This is a genomic window from Pseudomonas sp. AA-38 (assembly GCF_029457475.1).
Lineage (GTDB): Bacteria > Pseudomonadota > Gammaproteobacteria > Pseudomonadales > Pseudomonadaceae > Aquipseudomonas.
This window is the reverse complement of record NZ_CP120359.1, coordinates 2,260,281-2,275,188: the sequence shown is the minus strand read 5'-3', so window position 1 is coordinate 2,275,188 and position 14,908 is coordinate 2,260,281. Positions and strand designations below refer to the sequence as shown.

16 protein-coding genes and 1 pseudogene are annotated in these 14,908 nt (G+C 64.5%); 7 read left to right on the top strand and 10 right to left on the bottom strand.

Annotated elements, in window-relative coordinates:
- Position 1: 1 nt before the first annotated feature.
- Positions 2–757: an IS21-like element ISPpu7 family helper ATPase IstB gene (istB, locus tag PVE35_RS10355; RefSeq protein WP_230927319.1), complete on the top strand. Its 756-nt coding sequence runs from the start codon at positions 2–4 to the stop codon at positions 755–757.
- Positions 758–891: 134 nt separating this feature from the next.
- On the opposite strand, the pseudogene PVE35_RS10350 reads toward istB, so the two are convergent.
- Positions 892–1,521, bottom strand: a pseudogene (locus PVE35_RS10350) (thiopurine S-methyltransferase); the annotation flags it as partial.
- A 187-nt stretch (positions 1,522–1,708) separates the two neighbouring features.
- On the opposite strand from PVE35_RS10350, the gene PVE35_RS10345 reads away from it, so the two are divergent.
- Positions 1,709–2,476, top strand: coding sequence for a class III extradiol ring-cleavage dioxygenase (locus PVE35_RS10345; RefSeq protein ID WP_268177751.1), 768 nt, complete (start codon positions 1,709–1,711; stop codon positions 2,474–2,476).
- An 85-nt stretch (positions 2,477–2,561) separates the two neighbouring features.
- Entirely contained in the window at positions 2,562–2,963 is a 402-nt protein-coding gene (locus PVE35_RS10340) for a transcriptional regulator (protein WP_268177752.1), read from the top strand.
- Between the two features lie 88 nt (positions 2,964–3,051).
- Here the strand turns inward: PVE35_RS10340 and PVE35_RS10335 are convergent, their stop codons facing one another.
- The gene (locus tag PVE35_RS10335; RefSeq protein WP_277374873.1) at positions 3,052–4,767 is read right to left on the bottom strand and encodes a DEAD/DEAH box helicase; all 1,716 of its coding nucleotides are present in this window, start codon (positions 4,765–4,767) and stop codon (positions 3,052–3,054) included.
- A gap of 228 nt (positions 4,768–4,995) precedes the next feature.
- Positions 4,996–5,775 (bottom strand): spermidine synthase, encoded by a 780-nt coding sequence (locus PVE35_RS10330; protein WP_277374583.1) that lies wholly within the window; start codon positions 5,773–5,775, stop codon positions 4,996–4,998.
- Positions 5,776–5,932: 157 nt separating this feature from the next.
- Here PVE35_RS10330 and PVE35_RS10325 point away from each other — a divergent pair, with 157 nt between their 5' ends.
- From PVE35_RS10325 to PVE35_RS10315, 3 genes are all read left to right on the top strand, one after another.
- The gene (locus PVE35_RS10325; RefSeq protein WP_268177754.1) at positions 5,933–7,279 is read left to right on the top strand and encodes a 3-deoxy-7-phosphoheptulonate synthase class II; all 1,347 of its coding nucleotides are present in this window, start codon (positions 5,933–5,935) and stop codon (positions 7,277–7,279) included.
- Between the two features lie 163 nt (positions 7,280–7,442).
- On the top strand, positions 7,443–8,198 hold the full coding sequence (locus PVE35_RS10320; RefSeq protein ID WP_268177755.1) for a M48 family metallopeptidase: 756 nt from the start codon (positions 7,443–7,445) through the stop codon (positions 8,196–8,198).
- A gap of 52 nt (positions 8,199–8,250) precedes the next feature.
- Positions 8,251–8,640 carry a lysozyme inhibitor LprI family protein gene (locus PVE35_RS10315; protein WP_268177756.1) on the top strand — a complete coding sequence of 130 codons (390 nt, stop codon included), beginning with the start codon at positions 8,251–8,253 and terminating at the stop codon, positions 8,638–8,640.
- Here the strand turns inward: PVE35_RS10315 and PVE35_RS10310 are convergent.
- Genes PVE35_RS10310 through PVE35_RS10295 form a run of 4 tightly spaced genes read right to left on the bottom strand, consistent with a single transcriptional unit; the run spans position 8,637 to position 11,496 of the window.
- Positions 8,637–9,830, bottom strand: a complete 1,194-nt coding sequence (locus PVE35_RS10310) for a crosslink repair DNA glycosylase YcaQ family protein (protein ID WP_277374582.1) — start codon at positions 9,828–9,830, stop codon at positions 8,637–8,639. The two genes, PVE35_RS10315 and PVE35_RS10310, sit on opposite strands and share 4 nt — an antisense overlap.
- Positions 9,831–9,841: 11 nt before the next feature.
- Positions 9,842–10,291 carry a DUF3291 domain-containing protein gene (locus PVE35_RS10305; protein ID WP_277374581.1) on the bottom strand — a complete coding sequence of 150 codons (450 nt, stop codon included), beginning with the start codon at positions 10,289–10,291 and terminating at the stop codon, positions 9,842–9,844.
- Between the two features lie 19 nt (positions 10,292–10,310).
- Positions 10,311–11,255, bottom strand: coding sequence for a DMT family transporter (locus tag PVE35_RS10300; RefSeq protein ID WP_277374580.1), 945 nt, complete (start codon positions 11,253–11,255; stop codon positions 10,311–10,313).
- 16 nt (positions 11,256–11,271) lie between these two features.
- Entirely contained in the window at positions 11,272–11,496 is a 225-nt protein-coding gene (locus PVE35_RS10295; RefSeq protein ID WP_277374579.1) for a DUF1127 domain-containing protein, read from the bottom strand.
- A 97-nt stretch (positions 11,497–11,593) separates the two neighbouring features.
- Here PVE35_RS10295 and PVE35_RS10290 point away from each other — a divergent pair, with 97 nt between their 5' ends.
- The gene (locus PVE35_RS10290; RefSeq protein ID WP_268177761.1) at positions 11,594–12,448 is read left to right on the top strand and encodes a LysR substrate-binding domain-containing protein; all 855 of its coding nucleotides are present in this window, start codon (positions 11,594–11,596) and stop codon (positions 12,446–12,448) included.
- 18 nt (positions 12,449–12,466) lie between these two features.
- On the opposite strand, the gene PVE35_RS10285 is transcribed toward PVE35_RS10290, so the two are convergent.
- From PVE35_RS10285 to PVE35_RS10275, 3 genes are all read right to left on the bottom strand, one after another.
- On the bottom strand, positions 12,467–13,000 hold the full coding sequence (locus PVE35_RS10285; protein WP_277374578.1) for an ATP-dependent zinc protease: 534 nt from the start codon (positions 12,998–13,000) through the stop codon (positions 12,467–12,469).
- A 177-nt stretch (positions 13,001–13,177) separates the two neighbouring features.
- A complete protein-coding gene (locus tag PVE35_RS10280; protein ID WP_268177763.1) occupies positions 13,178–14,107 on the bottom strand; it encodes a quinoprotein relay system zinc metallohydrolase 1 in 930 nt (309 codons plus the stop codon).
- A gap of 51 nt (positions 14,108–14,158) precedes the next feature.
- Positions 14,159–14,908 carry a quinoprotein dehydrogenase-associated SoxYZ-like carrier gene (locus tag PVE35_RS10275; RefSeq protein ID WP_268177764.1) on the bottom strand — a complete coding sequence of 250 codons (750 nt, stop codon included), beginning with the start codon at positions 14,906–14,908 and terminating at the stop codon, positions 14,159–14,161.

The following is a 14,908-nucleotide window of genomic DNA, read 5'->3' as shown; positions in this document are numbered from 1 at the left end:
CATGCTGCCCCATCCGACCCTGGACAAGCTGCAAACCCTGCGCCTGCACGGCATGCTCAAGGCGCTGAACGAACAACTGAAAACCCCGGACATCGACAGCCTGAGCTTCGAGGAACGCCTCGGCCTGCTGGTCGACCGCGAGCTGACTGAACGCGACGATAAGCGCCTGAGCAGCCGCCTGCGCCAGGCCCGGCTCAAGCACAACGCCTGCCTCGAAGACATCGACTACCGCAGCCCGCGCGGGCTGGATAAGGCGCTGATCCTGCAACTGAGCGGCGGCCAGTGGCTACGCGACGGCCTCAACCTGATCATCGGCGGCCCCACCGGCGTGGGCAAAACCTGGCTGGCCTGCGCCCTGGCCCACCAGGCCTGCCGGGACGGCTACAGCGTGCGCTACCTGCGTCTGCCGCGCCTACTGGAAGAGTTGGGCTTGGCCCATGGCGACGGGCGCTTCGCCAAGCTGATGAGCAGCTACGCCAAGACCGACCTGCTGATCCTCGACGACTGGGGCCTGGCGCCGTTCACCGCCGAACAGCGCCGCGACATGCTGGAGCTACTGGACGACCGCTACGGCCAGCGCTCGACCCTCGTGACCAGCCAAATGCCCGTGGACAACTGGCACGAACTGATCGGCGATCCAACCCTGGCCGATGCCATCCTCGACCGCCTGGTGCACAACGCTTATCGGATCAATCTGAAGGGTGAATCAATGCGCAAACGGACGCAGAAATTGACGACGCCAGCCAACCCAGACTAACAATGCCACCCCTGCGTCGCTGCGCTCCGACTGCCCGGCCGGATGGCCGTGGAACAGGTGGCCAGATGGCCCTGGAATGCCTGGCCAGATGAGAGCGGACTGGGTGGCCGGATGGCGTGGAATCCGCAGGCCACCTCATCCAACGCCTTGAGATCATGGCGAATGAACTTCCAGTTGCCCGCCAACACATCCTCACGTTGCAACTCGTCGACCACCCAGCGCCCCGCGAAATGCTCACGCACCTCGGCATCGCTGACCGAGAACGGCGGGCCGTCCATGCGTGACTGCTCGTAGTCCAGGGTCACCAGCAGGCCCTGGCAGCCCTCCGGCAGAATCGCTCGCAGATACGCCGCATAGCGTTCACGCATGGCCGCCGGCAAGGCGATCAGTGCGGCACGATCATAAAAGGCCTGGCAGTCGAGCACATCCTCAGCACTCAGGGCGAAGAAATCGCCGCACCAGAGTTCGATATCGGCGGCACGGTAACGCTCGAACGCGCCATGAACCTCGACCTGGGGCTGCAAACCGTGCTCGGCGAAGAATTCGCGAACGGCCTTCTGCGCCAGCTCTACCCCCAGCACCGCATGCCCCTGCCCAGCCAACCAGGCCAGGTCGAGACTCTTGCCGCACAGCGGCACCAGCACTTTCGCGCTGCTCTTTACGCCCAGGTTGGGCCAATGGCGCTGCAGATAGGGATTGACCTGGGCCTGGTGAAAGCCAATCTGATCGCGCGCCCAGCGCTCCTGCCAGAAAGCTTCGTGCATCTTTCCCTCTCAAATGGATGAACATTCACAACGGTAACGCCCAGACGCCTCGCCGGGGAAACCCTAACAGACGACGCCCGCAGGCGCCGACCAAAAGCATCGAAACAGCCGATAAGAATAGCGCAGAATATGCGTTATTCATCGATAGATAGCTCGGCGAGAATGAAGCCTCGTCACGGAGGTTTCCATGTTACCTGCGCTCTTCATCTCTCACGGCTCCCCCATGCTGGCGCTGGATTCCGGTGCCAGCGGTACGGCACTGGCACGCCTGGCCGCCGAATTGCCGCGTCCGCGCGCCATCCTGGTGGTGTCCGCGCATTGGGAGAGCGAGCAACTGCTGCTCACCGGCGCTGCCCAGCCGCAAACCTGGCATGACTTCTACGGCTTCCCGCCCGCCTTGTACGCGCTGCGTTACCCGGCCCCAGGCGCTCCCGAGCTCGCTGGCGAAGTGGCCGAGCTGCTCGGCGTGGCCGGCCTCAGCGCCGCCCTCGACCCACAGCGCCCATTCGATCACGGTGTCTGGGTACCGCTGTCGCTGATGTATCCGGCGGCCGACATCCCAGTGATCCAGCTCTCCCTGCCCAGCCGCCATGGCCCGGCGCTGCAGACGCGCATCGGGCAGGCCCTGACCAGCCTGCGCGAACGCGACATCCTGTTGATCGGCTCCGGCAGCATCACCCACAACCTGCGCGAGCTGGACTGGCACGCCGGGCCGGACGAGGGCACGCCCTGGGCCAAGGCGTTTCGCCAATGGATGGTGCAACAGCTCGCTGCGAACGACGAGCAGGCACTGCATGACTACCGGCAACGGGCACCGGAGGCGGTGCGCAACCATCCGAGCGACGAGCATCTGCTGCCGCTGTTCTTCGCCCGTGCGGCTGGTGGTGCCTTCGCCATCGAGCACAGCGGCTTCACCCACGGCGCGCTGGGCATGGATATCTACCGTTTCGGCTGAACAAGGTCAGACTGCAAGCAGGTCGAACCTCTGCGGCAATGCCAGGGTCGATACCCATAGACCCTGCGCATACGGAGGTAGCGACATGAGTTTTCACTGGGATCTGATCGAACGCCTGCTGCACGAGGCACAGAACTCCGCCGGCCAGCCCTTCGCGCCACGGCGTTATGCCGAGGAGCTGGCCGAAGAGCTCAGCCAGGCCGGAAAAGGCGTCGACGACCTCGACCATTTCCGCGCGGAGGCAACCCATTACGAGGCCAGCCTGCTCAAAGGCGACTTCATCGCACCACGCCCGGAAAGTGAAGGCGGCAACGGCGAGAACTTCGTCCTGACCACTCGCGGCGCGCAGCTCCTGAGCCTGCTCGACAGCAGCATTCCCGGCAGCGAACGACCGCGTGAAGTGCTCGACCAGGCTGGCGAAGCAGCGCTGACACCCGAGGTGTTCGACCGCCTCGCCCAAGAGGCCACCCTCGGCGAAACGCAGTAAACGGCGCACCATGAAAAACGCCGCGCCCGGTCAACCGGGCGCGGCGTTCTGTGCAAGCAGCAGACCCGGCGCTACGCCGGGTAATGCCTCAGTCTTCGCGGTAGCGGCGCAGCTTCAGGGCCTTGCCGGCGACGCGAGTGTCCTTGAGCTTGCCGAGCAGGCGATCCAGGCCATCTTCCGGCAGCTCTACCAGGCTGAAGGTCTCACGGATCTGGATGCGACCGATGGCTTCGCGGGCCAGGCCGCCCTCGTTGAGGATGGCGCCGAGCAGGTTCTTCGCGGCGATGCCGTCACGAGTGCCCAGGGCGGTACGGCAACGCACGCGACCTTCGGCCAGCGGCAGCGGCGCACGACGCTCACGGTATTCAGCGCGCTCGCCACCGCGTTCACCGTCACGCTCGCGACGCTCACGCGGCGCACCGCCAACACCCGGCACCAGCGGCTGCTCACGCTCCACGGTAGCCAGATCGAGCGCTTGGCCGTTGGTGGCCTTCTTCAGCAGCGCAGCGGCCAAGGCACGCGGGCTGCAGCCGATGTCGGCGGTCAGACGGTCGAGCAGATCGCCATGGCTGGCTTCGGCCTCGGCCACCAGCGGCGCCAGGCTGTTGGTCAGCTTCTTGATGCGTGCATCGAGCACCTGCTGCGGGTTGGGCAGCTTGGCCTCGCCGACCTTCTGCCCGGTAACGCGCTCGATCACCTGCAGCATGCGCCGCTCACGCGGGGTCACCAGCAGCAGCGCACGGCCTTCGCGGCCGGCACGGCCGGTACGGCCGATACGGTGCACGTAGGATTCCGGGTCGTAGGGCATGTCGACGTTGAACACATGGGTGATGCGCGGCACGTCGATACCACGGGCAGCCACGTCAGTGGCGACGACGATGTCCAGGCGGCCATCCTTGAGCGAGTCGATCACGCGCTCGCGCTGGTTCTGGGCGATGTCGCCATTCAGTGCGGCAGCCTTGTAGCCCTTGGCTTCCAGCGCGGCGGCCAGATCCAGGGTGGCCTGCTTGGTGCGCACGAAGGCGATCAGCGCGTCGAACTCTTCCACTTCCAGCAGGCGCAGCACGGCGTTGATCTTCTGATCGGCGTGGATCATCAGGTGCGCCTGCTCGATGCGCGAGACGGTCTGGGTCTTGGCGGCGATCTTGATGTGTTGCGGCTCGCGCAGGTGCTTCTCGGCGATGGCACGGATCGAATGCGGCAAGGTGGCGGAGAACAACACGCTCTGGCGGCTTTCCGGCATGGCCTCGAAGATGATCTCCAGATCGTCCATGAAGCCCAGCTTGAGCATCTCATCAGCCTCATCGAGCACCAGATGCTGGATGGTGGACAGCACTTTTTCGTCACGACGCAGGTGATCGACCAGGCGACCCGGCGTGGCGACGATGACCTGTGCACCCTGGCGAATGGCCTTGAGTTGCGGCCCCATCGGCGCGCCGCCGTAAACGGCAACCACGCTGACACCCGGCATTTGCTTGGAGTAAGTCTCGAAGGCGGTGGCAACCTGCAGGGCCAGCTCGCGAGTCGGGGCGAGGATCAGTACCTGCGGCTCACGCTTGGCCGGGTCGATCTTCGACAGCAGCGGCAGGGCAAAGGCGGCGGTCTTGCCGGTGCCGGTCTGGGCCTGGCCGATCATGTCATGGCCGGCGAGGATCACCGGAATGGCCTGCGACTGGATCGGCGACGGCTCTTCGTAACCGACGGCGGTCAGAGCGGCGAGAATATTGGGGTGAAGTCCGAGTGCGGCGAAGCCGCCGATTTCCTGGGTCATGGGGTCTGCCTCTGTGCATCCGCAAAGACCCAGGAACAAAGGCTGCACGTGCCATGTAGGACCTTGTGGGTCACCCTGGCAGCCGATAGACGGGCATTTGCGAAAACGATGGATGAAACGTCAAGAGTAGTTCGCCGCAGCGAACCAGCAACGAAGCGGGGCTTCGCAGTAGTGACGAGGCCGTTTTGGCCGGGCGCGGATCATACAGGATTTTTTAGCCTGAGGGACAGGTTTTTCCGACGCCAAGCTGCTGTCGCTGCGTTAACTGGCCGGGCGCAGCAGATCGATCAATGGCTGCAACGAATAGCCCAGCCGGGGCGCCATCTCGCCAGCACGCAGTTGCAGCAGGCCCAGATCCAGCTCCTGATCCAGGTCGGCGGGAATCAGCATCACCACGTTGCCCTCCTTCACCGGGCACTCCCAGTAATGGCGATGGAACAGGCCACGCAGCAGCGCCGCGCCCAGAGGCTTGCCGTCGTTGCCGGCCCACTGGTTGATGATCAGCCAACCGCCGGGGTTGAGCTTGGCCTGGCACTGCTCGAGAAAATTCCAGGCCAGGTGGCCAACACCCGGACCCTGGTCGGTATAGAGGTCGAGGAAGATCAGATCGGCGGTTTCCGCGCTGGGCAACAGCTCGATGGCGTCGCCGATGCGGATGGTCAGTCGCGGGTCGTCGTCGAGGCCGAGAAATTCCATGGCCAGGCGCGGCACGTCCGGGCGCAGCTCGATGGCCTCGACATCTTCCAGAGGCAGGAACTTCAGGCAGGCCTGAGTCAGGTTGCCCGCGCCCAGGCCGAGGAACAGGGCGGTCTCAGGCTTCTCATGAGCCAGGGCACCGAGCAGCATGGCGCGGGTGTAGTCGTACTCCAGCCAGGTCGGGTCGGCAGGAAAGACGCAGCTCTGCTCGATGGCATCGCCGAATTCGAGGAAACGATAGGCTCCGATCTGCACCACACGGATCACCCCGAAGGCATCGCGCACTTCGGCCAGCAGGACTTCGTCCAGCTTCTGCATCTCTTCGCTCGGCGGCAATCCCGGCATGTCCTTGCTCCTGAATGTCGTCCCTGAGCCACGCGGCCGGGTCACCGCTGCGATTGTCGGCCAAGCACTGCCGATGGTCACGCGATAATTACACGGCGAGCCGGCCGCCTTATCGGTTACCATGCGCGGCGCCTCAATCAGCCGCTAGAGATGCACCATGTCGCACGCCTGGAGCCCCGAAAGCTGGAGGGCCAAGCCCATCCAGCAACAGCCCGAATACCCCGACGCTGCCCACCTGGCACAGGTCGAACGAACCCTGGCCGGCTATCCGCCGCTGGTGTTCGCTGGTGAAGCACGCGAGTTGCGCCGCCAGTTCGCCGAAGTCACCCAGGGCCGCGCCTTCCTGCTCCAGGGCGGCGACTGCGCCGAAAGCTTCGCCGAGTTCTCCGCCGCGAAAATCCGCGACACCTTCAAGGTGCTGCTGCAGATGGCCATCGTCATGACCTTCGCCGCCGGCTGCCCGGTAGTCAAGGTCGGGCGCATGGCCGGCCAGTTCGCCAAGCCGCGCTCGTCCGGCAGCGAAACCCTCGATGGTGTCACCCTGCCCGCCTACCGGGGCGATATCGTCAACGGCATCGGCTTCGACGCCGCCAGTCGCGTGCCCGATCCCGAGCGCCTGCTGCAGGCCTATCATCAGGCCACCGCCAGCCTCAACCTGCTGCGTGCCTTCGCCCAGGGCGGCTTCGCCGACCTGCATCAGGTGCATCAGTGGAACCTCGACTTCATCGCCAACTCGGCGCTGGCCGAGAAGTACCACCAGCTCGCCGACCGCATCGACGAAACCCTGGCCTTCATGCGCGCGGTGGGCATGGACAGCGCACCACAGTTGCGCGAAACCAGCTTCTTCACCGCCCACGAGGCACTGCTGCTGAATTACGAGCAAGCCTTCGTCCGTCGCGACAGCCTCAGCGGTCGCTGGTACGACTGTTCCGCACACATGCTGTGGATCGGTGACCGCACCCGCCAGCTCGATGGTGCGCATGTCGAGTTCATGCGCGGCATCGAGAACCCCATCGGCGTCAAGGTCGGCCCGAGCATGGATGCGGACGAGCTGATCCGTCTGATCGACGTGCTCAACCCGGACAACGATCCGGGTCGCCTCAACCTGATCGTGCGCATGGGCGCGGACAAGGTCGAAGCGCACTTCCCGCGCCTGCTGCGCAAGGTACAGAGCGAAGGCCGCCAGGTGCTGTGGAGCTCCGACCCCATGCACGGCAACACCATCAAGGCCAGCAGCGGCTACAAGACCCGCGACTTCGCGCAGATTCTCGCCGAGGTGCGGCAGTTCTTCGCCGTGCACCAGGCCGAAGGCACATATGCCGGCGGTATCCATATCGAGATGACCGGGCAGAACGTCACCGAGTGCATCGGCGGCTCGCGACCGATCACCGAGGACGGCCTGTCCGACCGCTACCACACCCACTGCGACCCGCGCATGAACGCCGACCAGTCCCTGGAACTGGCCTTCATGATCGCCGAGACGCTGAAACAGGTGCGCCGCTGACTCAGCGCGCCCTGGCCAACGGCCAGGGCGCGAACCACCTCGCACTTCTTTCGTGCGATATCCGGCATAATGCCACCCCCTACGCGAGCACCCCAGCCGGTGCCTAAGACGCTACCAGCCGGAAAGGACTCGCGGCCAACACCTCCAACAAGGACGATGACCCATGCAACTGCGCACCACCCTCTCCGCTTTCGCCCTCTCCAGCGCCGTACTGCTGAGCGGCTGCCAAAACATGTCCCCCGACGCCATGCTGCAATCGGGCATGATGGCAGTGCAGGCCGCCACCCTCAGCGATGCCGAAGTCAAAAGCATGTCCGACAAGGCCTGCGCGCAAATGGATGCTTCCAACAGCATCGCCGGCCCGGACACCTCCTACGGCAAGCGCCTGAACAAGATCGCCGCCAACCTCGGCAACCAGGTCAATGGCACGCCGGTCAACTACAAGGTCTACCTCAATGACGAGGTCAACGCCTGGGCCATGGCCAACGGCTGCGTGCGCGTCTACAGCGGCCTGATGGACGCCATGAACGACAACGAGGTGGAAGGCGTGCTGGGCCACGAAATGGGCCACGTCGCCCTCGGCCACACCAAGAAGGCCATGCAGACCGCCTACGCCACCTCTGCCGCACGCAATGCCGCGGCTGCCTCGGGCAATGGCACCGTCGCCGCACTGTCATCCTCGCAACTGGGTGCACTGGGCGAACAACTGGTCAATGCGCAGTTCTCGCAAAGCCAGGAAAGCGCGGCCGACAACTTCTCCTTCGACCTGCTGACCGAACGCAACATCCCCCGCGAAGGCCTAGTCAGTGCATTCGAGAAACTGGCCAAACTCAGTGGCGGCGAGAGCAGCATGTTCGACTCGCACCCAAGCTCCGCCGAGCGCGCCGAAAATATGCGCAATCGCCTGGCGGCCAAGTAAGGGCAAGGCTCAGGGGCTGCGCCGTGGCCCCTGAGCCCACAGGGAGACAGTCATGTCGACGCTGAGCAAATATCTGATCGCCGCTCTGCCACTCCTGCCGCTGAACACATGGGCCGATTACGACAAGCAATACCAGGACTGCCTGGACGCCAATGGCACGGTCAACAACTCCGTCGTCGCAATCTGCGCGGAAGGCGTATCGAACAAGGCGAAGCAGGAGATGAACCGCATCTATCAACAGCTTTTCCTGAAGTTCCAGGCAAGCGCGCAAGAAGATGCCCAGCAGTTGGAAGCGGCGCAAAAGGCCTGGCTGATCTATCGCAACGGCCAATGTGAATTGCAGGGCCGCCGTGTCGGCTCACCGATGTATCACTATTGCCCGATGAAGATGAATATCGAGCGCGTCAACGAACTGCAATTCCTGCTGGATAACGGCATCTAGCCGAACACCCCTCGCTGGCTAACACTCGGCGCCAACCACACCTCATCCAGCCCCAGCCAATGCGCCAGCACTTGCAGCGAATCGCTCAGCGCCTGGCGCGCCTCCTCACTCAATACCGCCTCTTCCAGATGCACGGCATGCACCGCCAGGCGTCCGGCCGCGCGCTCGCTGCGCAGATCCACTCGCGCCAGCAGGCGTTCGTGATGCAGAAATGGCAGCACGTAGTAGCCATACACGCGCTTGGCCTGCGGGGTGTAGATCTCCAGGCGATAGCGGAAGCCGAACAGCCGCTCGGTACGCTCGCGCTCCCAGATCAGAGAATCGAAGGGCGACAGTAACGCGCTGTGGCGCACGCGCCGTGGGATGTGCGGCTCACCACGACAGTAGGCAGTCTGTCGCCAGCCTTGCACCGTTACCGGCAATAGCTCGCCGGCTTCCACCAGCTCGGCGATACGCCGCTTGCTGTCACCGACCTCGAGCCGGTAGTAGTCGCGCAGATCCTTCTCGGTGGCCACGCCAAGGGCATCGGCCGAACGCAACAAGAGTTGGCGCTGCGCTTCATCTTCGGCCAGGTCGGTGTGGTTCAGCAGTTCGTTCGGGATGACCCGCTCCGGCAGGTCGTACAAACGCTCGAAGCCACGCCGCCCCGCTACCGTCACCTCGCCAGCAGCGAACAGCCATTCCAGCGCCGTCTTTTCCGCGCTCCAGTCCCACCAGGGCCCGGCCTTCTCCGTGCGCGTGCTGAGGCTGCCGGCGCCTAATGCGCCACGCTCGCGCACTGCCTGCAGCACGGCTTCTATCACATCGCGCCGTTCCACGCCGAAGCGCGCCAGGCCTGGATAGATGCCCTGTCCGTCCGCCGCTCGGCGCATGCGCCAGCGCAGCAGCGGGTAGAGTTCCAGCGGCAGTAGAGACGCTTCATGCCCCCAGTACTCGAACAAGCGTCGGCGCCGCGCACGGCCCCAGGCCAGCTCATCAAGGTGCTGCGCCTGGTAATGGCCCAGGCGGGAGAACGCCGGCAAGTAATGCGAGCGCACCAGAGCATTGACCGAATCGATCTGCAGCACGCCCAGACGCTCGATCTGCGCCTGCAATTGCTTGTGGGCGATGGTGCCACGCGGCACACGACCGAAGCCCTGAGCTGCCAGGGCCAGGCGACGGGCTTCGCCAAGGGAAAGTGAGAGAGTCATGGCAAGCCAGCCTAGCAGGCCGGCGCCGCGAACGCATGGCGAAAGCTGAAGGCCTGTTGTGTAGCACCATGCTCGCGAAGATGAGCCAGACGCTCGGCCGCCTCCACTACACTCGGACGATGCCCGGCCGGCACCCACCACAGCACCTGATGCGCCTGCTCGACACGCTCGAACCATTCACGGCGGCGCTTGAGCATCTCGGTATGGGCGGATTTGTAGACGTAATCGCTAAGGGACTGAACATCCTGCCAGACCGACATATTGACCAAGACTTCCTCACCGAAGGGGCGGATGGCCGTGGCATCCCCCGCCTCGTCCTGCAGGCGCCAGACATAGCCGGGCGCGGCTTCGGCCAGCACATTGATGCGTTCCAGATTGGCGACGAAGTCGGCCATCTCCGGCGACTCCAGCGGCGCTTTCATCCAGGCGATATTCAGTTGGGCCAAGTGATAAGTGGACAATCTCCAGCCTCCTTGCGGATCAGGGTTGCTGCGGTACACCGCGCCAGCCGGCCAGGCGTCGGCGCAGCCAGGCCTCGCTGCTGACCAGCGTGATGCCACTGAGCACCAGCGCCGCGCCGATGACGAAGTTCAGGGTCAGCGGCTCGTCCAGTACCAGCACGCCGAAGGACACCCCGAACAGCGGGGTCATGAAGGAGAACACCGCCATGTTCGAGGCCAGGTAGCGACGCAGCAGCCAGAACCAGGCCAGGTAGGTGAAGAACGACACCACCACGCCCTGCAACAGGATGCTACCGATGACAAGCGGGCTCCAGCGCACCTGGCCGAGGTCGACCACCGCCAATGCATAAGCGAGCAGCAGGACGAAGGCCACCGCCAGTTGGTAGAACAGGGTCAGCCCGGCCGGCGCCTCGGACAGACGCGAGCCGCGCACCACCACGGTGGTGGCGCCCCAGGCCATGCCCGCGCACAGCGCCAGCGCATCGCCAAGCAGAATGCCGCGGTCGATCCCGGCCCAGTTGCCGCCGACGCCGAAAGCCATCACCACGCCGCCGAAGCACAACGCGATGCCCAGCCACTGCAGGCGCCGCAGGCGTTCGCTGGGCAGCAACAGGTGCAGGCCCAGCGCCGAGAAGATCGGCGCAGTATAGAGAAACACAGCCATGTGCGAGGCCGAGGTATGGCGCAGGCCGAGGGCGATAAAGAAGAACTCCAGCGCGAACAGCACCCCGGCCAACACGCCCGCGCGCCAGGTACAGCCCACCCAGCCCTGCCAGCCGCGCTGCCAGAGCAGCAGCAGGCCGACCAGCAAGGCGGCGATACCCGAACGCAGGGCCACCTGCAGCATGGGTTCGATATCCGGGGCCGCCAGCTTGATCGCCACCTGCTGGCTACCCCAGATGGCACAGAGCAACAGCATCAACTGGAACAGAAACAGGTCGGCGCCCTTGCGTACCGCAGTCATCACTTCACTCCTTGGTTCATTTGCGCAGCGGATCATCCCAGAACGGCCGCTCGCTTTCCTGCATCACGTCCGCGCGGCTCAAGCCCAGATCCTTCAGCGCCGCCATATCCAGCTCGGCCAACTGACGGCGCTCACGTGCCAGTTGCTGCCAGCGACGCAGCACGCGCCAGACATTGAGCAACTTCGGCAAGCGCCCGGACGGCATGGCCGAAGCCATCGCATAACCTTTCTGACCTTTCATCTCATCGCCCTCCCTGTGGGGTTGGCGCCAGTCTCACGCCGGGCTTATGATCAATCCAACGAATGTTTCTTATGCAATACATCTCGAGAGTTGATGAATGGCTTACCACCCCAGCATTGATACCGAATTGCTGCGCAGCTTCGTCGCCATCGCCGACACCGGCGGTTTCACCCGCGCCGCCGATGCGGTGAACCGCACCCAATCAGCGATCAGCATGCAGATGAAGCGATTGGAGGAAGACGTGGTGCAGCGCCCCTTGTTCGAGCGCGACGGCCGCCAGGTTCGGCTCACGCCCGAAGGCCAGGTGCTGCTGGGTTATGCGCGACGCATCCTCAAGCTGCATGGCGAGGTGCTCAACACCCTGCGCGAGCCACATATGGTCGGCGCCGTGCGCATCGGCACACCGGACGATTACGTGATGCGCTTTCTGCCGGAGATTCTCTCGCGCTTCGCCCAGGCCTACCCGCTGGTGCAGGTTGAGGTGCACTGCGAACCCTCCGGGCAATTGCTGCAGCGCCAGGATCTGGATCTGACCATCGTCACCCGCCAACCGGGCAAGGAGATCGGCCAGCTACTGCGCCAGGAGCGCTTCGCCTGGGCGGTGGCGCAGGGTTTCGCCCCGCACGAGCAGACGCCCATGCCGCTGGCGATGTTCAATGCCGACTGTTTCTGTCGCGAATGGGCGTGCAATGCGCTGGACGCGATGAGCCGCCCCTACCGCATCGCCTATACCAGCCCCAGCCTGTCGGCGATCTTCGCCGTGGTGCGCGCAGGATTGGCAGTGACCGCGCAACTGCAGAGCCTGATCACCCCCGATCTGCGCATTCTCGGCGAAGCCGAGGGCCTGCCGACGCTGCCGCTGACCAGCATCGTGCTGCTACGCAAGCAAGGCAGCCAGTCGCCAGTGACCGAGTGCCTGGCCGAGCATATCGTCGAGGGGTTCAGGCTCTAGCGCAGGGGGCAGCACAGCCTAAGACTTGCCGCTCGAGCACTTGGGCTCGACGGTGAACGTCCTGGAAACATCAACGGCGCCCAGGTGCTCCAGCGTGCGCCGGCCGATCAATACCGGATAGATCATCTTGCCGCGATTCTTCAGCGAGAACTCCTCGTTGTAGATGCGATCACCAATGCACATCTTCAATTTGACCACCGGGCGCCTTTCCGCACCGCCGGCGCCCCTGACCCTGACGTTCCTTTCGACGCGCCGCTCGAAGGGAATGCTCAGCGTTTTTCCGCTCTTGCTGTCATTGGCTTCCACATTGAAACGCACCCAGTCCTCGCCATCCTTCTCGAAGCGCTCGAGATCCTTGGCATCCATCGACGACGTCAGGGCGCCGGTATCCAGCTTGATCTTCAGCGAAGCCCTTTCAGGCAACAGCAGCCCCTCCTCTACCCACCCATAAACGCGGGGAGATGGCGAGTTCGTCTTCGAGTGCACCGCTGGCGAAGACATCATTGCCAGCATCAGCGCTACAGCGGAAGCGGTTACAGGGGGCATGGCCATCGACAGCTACCTCGGTTGTGAAAAGTCCACCCTACTCGGGTGCAGGTCAATTTTTCGTCAAATGGCCTGCTCGCTTGTCACAAGCAAAGTAGAACCACCCTCTTGAGAGTGGCAGGGTCAGATTTCAGTTCAGTGCGGAGCGGGACGCCCTACACGCTGCCAAAAAGGCCACGCTCGTTACTCGGCGCGATCCACCCGGCTCATGGCCTGACGCTCATAGCGCGGGTAGAGATGGCTGACGCTGCGGATCAGCTCGTAGCGGCTCAGATTCACCTGGGCGAAACGCGTGGGGATTGGCGTGCGGATCAGCTCGTTCATCTCGGCGCCCTGCTCCGCGCCCTGGCGCAGCAGGCCATCGAGCCAACCCAGGTAGTCGCGCATCTGCACGAAAGGCGCGGCGTCCCTGGCCAGTGGCCCGTGACCAGGCACGAGCTGCTTCCAGGGCAGCGCTTGCAGGCGATCCAGGTCGGCCAGCCAGACGTCCAGCCCCGGCGTGTTCGGCGTGGTCAGGGCGCGCTGGTAGAACAGGATGTCGCCCGCGAACAACACCCCTGTGCGCTCGTCGAGAATGGCCAGATCCGCGCCGGTATGGCCGCTCAGCGCCAGTAGCTGCAGGCGCCGACCGCCGATCTCAAGCACGCCCTCCTGCGCCTCTTCGGTGGGCAACACCACCTCGGTACCACGCATCCAGTCGCCCACCAGGCGGTACATGTTTTCCGCCATGGCATCGCCCTGCTCGGCTAGACGTTTCGTGGTGCCCGGCAAGGCGACGATAGGTACGTCGGTGAAGGCCTGGTTACCCAGCACGTGATCGGGGTGATGGTGAGTCAGCAGCACACGCAGCACCGGCTTGCCGGTGACCTTTTCGATAGCCTGATGCAGTGCCTCGCCATAGCGGCGCGAGGGGCCAGTGTCGATCACCACCACGCCGTCGGCGGTTTCGATGAAGCCGACATTGACGATATTGCCGCCGTTGTCCGCGGCGAAATTGTCGGTGCTGCCTTCCAGCAGCCAGACGCCTTCGGCGATCTGCCGGGGTAGCAGGTGGTAATCGAGGGCCTGGGCCAGGTTGGCGAGCAGGCAGGTCATCAATAGTATCCAGCGCATGGGGAGCACCCTTGGTGACTGGTGCGCGCAGCGCACCCTACGCCGCATCGTTCAGAACGCGGCCTGGAATTCGTTGCCGTTGTTGTCGCGCAGCCACAGCTCGGCGTGCTGGTCGCCACGCAGGTCGAAGGTCAGCGTCGGGTTCTCGCTGACCGCCGGGAACAGCTCCAGACGCCCCAGCACCTGGCCGTCAGGATCGCGCAGCTCGGCCCGTTCGATATAGAACTCGGGGATGCCACCGACCAGGCCGTTGTCCATCGGGTGCGACACCTGCAGGCGCAGGCGGCTGTCCTCGCCGCGCTGGAAGCGCTTGCCCAGCACCTGGCCCAGGCGCTCCTGCCAGCCGGCTTCGGCGCGCACCACACTGGGCGCGGTGCAGCCACCGCCGGCCGCCTCCACCCGTGCCGAGCCGATATGCCAGAGGCCGTCCTCGGTGAGCACCGCCGCACGAATCGGCGTGGCCTGCTCGACGCGGATGCGAATGGCCAAAGTCGGCTCCAGCGCCGCGCTGGGGGTGAAATCGACAATACGCGGGATGGGGTTGAGCTCGGCCCAGGCGAGGATGCGTCTGACCTTGCCGCGATAGGCGCTGGCGTCGATCTGGATCGGCACCTGGCGCGCGTCCTCGGCGAAGGGCGGTACCTCGAGGCGTACCAGCTCGTCGAAGACGAAGGGTTCGCCATCGAGCAAGCGCTGGTGGTAGTAGTCCCACATCACCGAGGCCACCGGATCGGGCTCCGCCGCCTGCGTCTCCCAACTCCAGACGCACAGCGCCAGTACTATCAGGCCACGCCAATCCAT